Consider the following 3,632-nt stretch of genomic DNA (forward strand, 5'->3'; position numbering starts at 1 on the left):
GGGTAAGATGTGTGTATGTCATTTCGGGCAACTTTGACTTGGAGGTCTGGAAGGCCGGATGCTACTGCATCTTCCCACCTTTAACCATTTATCTTCAGTTGCACTTCATAGTTGAACTCGCGAATCTATAGAATTTATGCTTGAGGAAAAATCGTCGGAAATAATATCGATGGAAGGCGACTTTCTCTGATAGATAGACAGTGAGCTATAAGTAGTCATTAAGTAGTCATTAAGTAGTCATTAATTCCTTTTTGCCGTGGCTTTGCAGGCGTTCTATGCATTCGTGATATCGTCGATTTACTTCCGCAACAAAACTAAACTTCCATTAGTCCGAAAGAAAAATATGAAAAAATTGTCATTTGTTAAATTAGTATTTGCAGCAGCCGTATCATCCACAGTTGCATTTGGTGGTTTTTATTCGGAATCAGCACTCGCCGCTGCACCGATGGCGAAACTCGGCGCACCAGGTTTCTTTCGATTTACACTCGGTGATTTTGAAGTGACCGCATTAAGTGATGGCACCGTTGATTTGCCTGTCGATAAATTATTGCAACAAGCACCTGAGAAAACTAAAAAAGAATTGGCTGAACTTTATTTGGGCGTACCAACAGAAACATCGGTCAACGCCTATTTGATCAATACCGGCAGTAAACTGATTTTGATCGATGGTGGTGCGGGTGGCTTATTTGGGCCAACTTTGGGTAAATTAGTTGCCAATTTAAATGCCTCTGGTTACAAGGTATCGGATGTCGATGAGATCTATATCACGCACATGCATCCAGATCATGTCGGCGGTTTAGCACAAGATGGCAAGCTGGCTTTCCCAAATGCGATTGTGCGTGCGGACGAGCGTGAATCGTCATTTTGGCTGAGTGAAACAAATCTGGCACATGCGCCGGACAGTAGTAAGGGCTTTTTTCAAGGTGCGATGGTTTCCTTGAAACCTTATGTCGAAGCCCATCACTATCAACCATTCGCGTCTAACACTGTGCTGACGCCAGGTATTACCTCCAATTCCAGCTATGGCCATACTGAAGGCCACACATCTTATGTCGTCGAAAGTCATGGTAAGAAAATGATTATTCTGGGGGACTTGATCCATGTACAAGCTGTCCAATTTGGCCATCCAAAAGTGACGATTGGTTTTGATTCGACACCGAAAGAGGCGATGGCATCTCGCTTCCGCGTTTTTGATGAAGCTGCGAAAGAGGGCGACCTGGTCGCTGCGGCACATATCGCGTTTCCTGGTATTGGACATCTTCGGACAGTTGGAAAGGGCAGCGAAAAATCTTATCAATGGATCCCTGTCAATTACACGCAACCTCGTTGATTGCTGACCTTGTTCGCACATGCTGACTTTTAGGCTGTGTGTATAAAAAATGCCCGCATGATATTGATTCACGCGGGCATTTTCCAAATAGGGGCATGGAAATGAAATCAGCGTTGATTGTGAGCTGAGCTATTTTCCAGTCATGTTAACTAACACTGGGCTATCGCCTGTTCAATTCAACGTTTCTCCAAGAATACGTCCTTCAGAGCCAGATGGTGGTCGGATACGCAGCAAATGTGAGAGCGTAGGAGCGATATCCACCACTTCCGCATATTGGCTGTAAACGCCTGCTTTGATTCTGTTTTTACCCATGATGATCAGTGGCACATTAGTATCGTAGGAGTAGGGCGAACCATGAGATGTACCGTGGTTACCGCTGCCGAAATACCAGTAAGGTTTAGTGACAACAGTGATATCGCCAGATACTTGCTTATTCCATGAACGTTGCATGAGCTTCGCGATGCGGGTGGCTGGTACGGTGCCTTGTTCGAATTGCGTCCGTGTGAAAACGTCAGCAATTCCCGGGTATGTAAGTAAAAAACGCGCCGCATTGTTTTCTACGTCTTCGCGCTTGAGACTTTTCTGTGTGATCAGAGGATAGTCTAGGAGTATTTGTGGGCCCGACCATTTTGTCGCAAGTTTATCAACCCCAAATTGCTCTTTCAGATGTTGATTCAACGCTGTCATCATTTCTTTGCTACTTATGCGTTGGGCATCGCGTTTAATCGCTCTGGAAAATTCAGGCGTATTTGGAAAACCATGATCTGCAGTTAATACCACAACGGTATTTTCTAAACCGACGCGCTTATCCAGATAGTTGAAGAAATTTGCAAGCAAGCGATCGAGTCTTTGTAAATGATCATGCGACATTCGGCTTTCGGGACCAAAAGCGTGATTGACATAATCGTGACTGGACAAACTGATACCTAAGAGATCTGGGACGCCCGCAGGATTATGTCCGAGATGTTCGCCATCAATGGCAGCACGCGCAAAATCCAATGTCATCTCATCGACGAAAGGTCCGGTGAGCAACTTGCCGTAGTATTCTGCATCTGGTTTACCTGATTTGCTGCTGTACTTAAAAGGGAACCGATCTTTGGCCTCGCTGACAATCGCATCGTCAACGTCGTTTGCATAAGCTGTTTCGGCAAGTAATGGTTTCCATTCCTGACCGTAAAAACGATCTTGTGGATGATTGGTATGATATTGCTGAACCCAGGCAGGGTGACTTTGCATGTAATAGTTGCTGCTGGCGAAGTTACCACTTTTCTTCATATAAATGTAGGCGCTACCTGCTTTCCCACCCAATAGAATAGCCCCGCGATCTTTGCCGGAAACCGTGATCACTTTGGATTGATTCCCTGTGGCATAACGCAATTCGTCGCCGACCGTACTGACACGTAAATTGGTCGGTGCGGTACCGTCATCAGGTTTTGTCTCCTCACCAATGTACTGATAATTACCATCTTGGGTGCAATACATACTTTCACCAGTCCGGTTATCAATCCATTCATTGGCAATAATTCCATGTTGATATGGATAAGCACCAGTTAATACCGCAGCATGACCGACCGCCGTGACTGTGACGCCATGCGCCTGATGCGCATCACTGTACCAGGCACCTTGCTCCAATAAGCGACGAAAACCCCCTTGAGTATATTGATCACGGTATCTGACAACTTGCTCTTGGGGTAAGCCATCGACAACTAATACAACCACCAGCTTCGGTTGGTTCACTTTTTCGGCGGCAATGGCCGGCATTGCCAGTAAATTGGTGCCGAGCAGCATGCTGCTGATTAGCATCAGGTGTCGCAATGTACGTGGCTTATGGGTGTTATAAGTTGTCATTTTTTGATTAGCGTTAAATTAAAAAACTTACAGTGAGTTGCCTCAAAGGGCAGTGAACAATGATTGATTTTTATTTCAGGTAAAGGCTTTGTCTATTTTGAGAAAGATGAACTCAACGCTAACGATCATATCCTAGAATTGTTACAGGAATATGAGCTTTTATCGATAGTTTGAAATCGCTCTCAAGTATAATTTGACGGATATGGTTGGTTATTAAATGAAGATTCGACTGTTTTTCATCATTGCCGCGTATTAATATATTGACATCTCGTTTCCCCTTTAGTTTACGGGGACAATGTAAATTTGAAGGGCTTACATTTTTATGAGTCGCGAGTTCAACTATGAAGTGCAACTGAAGATAAATGGTTAAAGGTGGGAAGATGCAGTAGCATCCGGCCTTCCAGACCTCCAAGTCAAAGTTGCCCGAAATGACATACACACATCTTACCCAAGA

Annotated in this window: 2 protein-coding genes; one reads left to right on the plus strand and one right to left on the minus strand. The window is 44.6% G+C overall.

What is annotated here, in order from left to right; translation table 11 throughout:
* The first annotated feature begins 343 nt into the window (after nt 1-343).
* Nucleotides 344-1,330 (plus strand): MBL fold metallo-hydrolase, encoded by a 987-nt coding sequence (locus tag ACO0K1_RS19900; RefSeq protein ID WP_423028905.1) that lies wholly within the window; start codon nt 344-346, stop codon nt 1,328-1,330.
* Between the two features lie 171 nt (nt 1,331-1,501).
* On the opposite strand, the gene ACO0K1_RS19905 is transcribed toward ACO0K1_RS19900, so the two are convergent.
* The gene (locus ACO0K1_RS19905) at nt 1,502-3,178 is read right to left on the minus strand and encodes an alkaline phosphatase family protein (RefSeq protein ID WP_423028907.1); all 1,677 of its coding nucleotides are present in this window, start codon (nt 3,176-3,178) and stop codon (nt 1,502-1,504) included.
* Nucleotides 3,179-3,632 lie beyond the last annotated feature (454 nt).

Source organism: Undibacterium sp. SXout20W, from assembly GCF_049340285.1.
Lineage (GTDB): Bacteria > Pseudomonadota > Gammaproteobacteria > Burkholderiales > Burkholderiaceae_D > Undibacterium.

Coding starts and splice junctions, on each gene's coding strand:
- ACO0K1_RS19900 (WP_423028905.1), top strand. CDS start 344: ATGAAAAAATTGTCATTTGTTAAATTAGTATTTGCAGCAGCCGTATCA.
- ACO0K1_RS19905 (WP_423028907.1), bottom strand. CDS start 3,178: ATGACAACTTATAACACCCATAAGCCACGTACATTGCGACACCTGATG.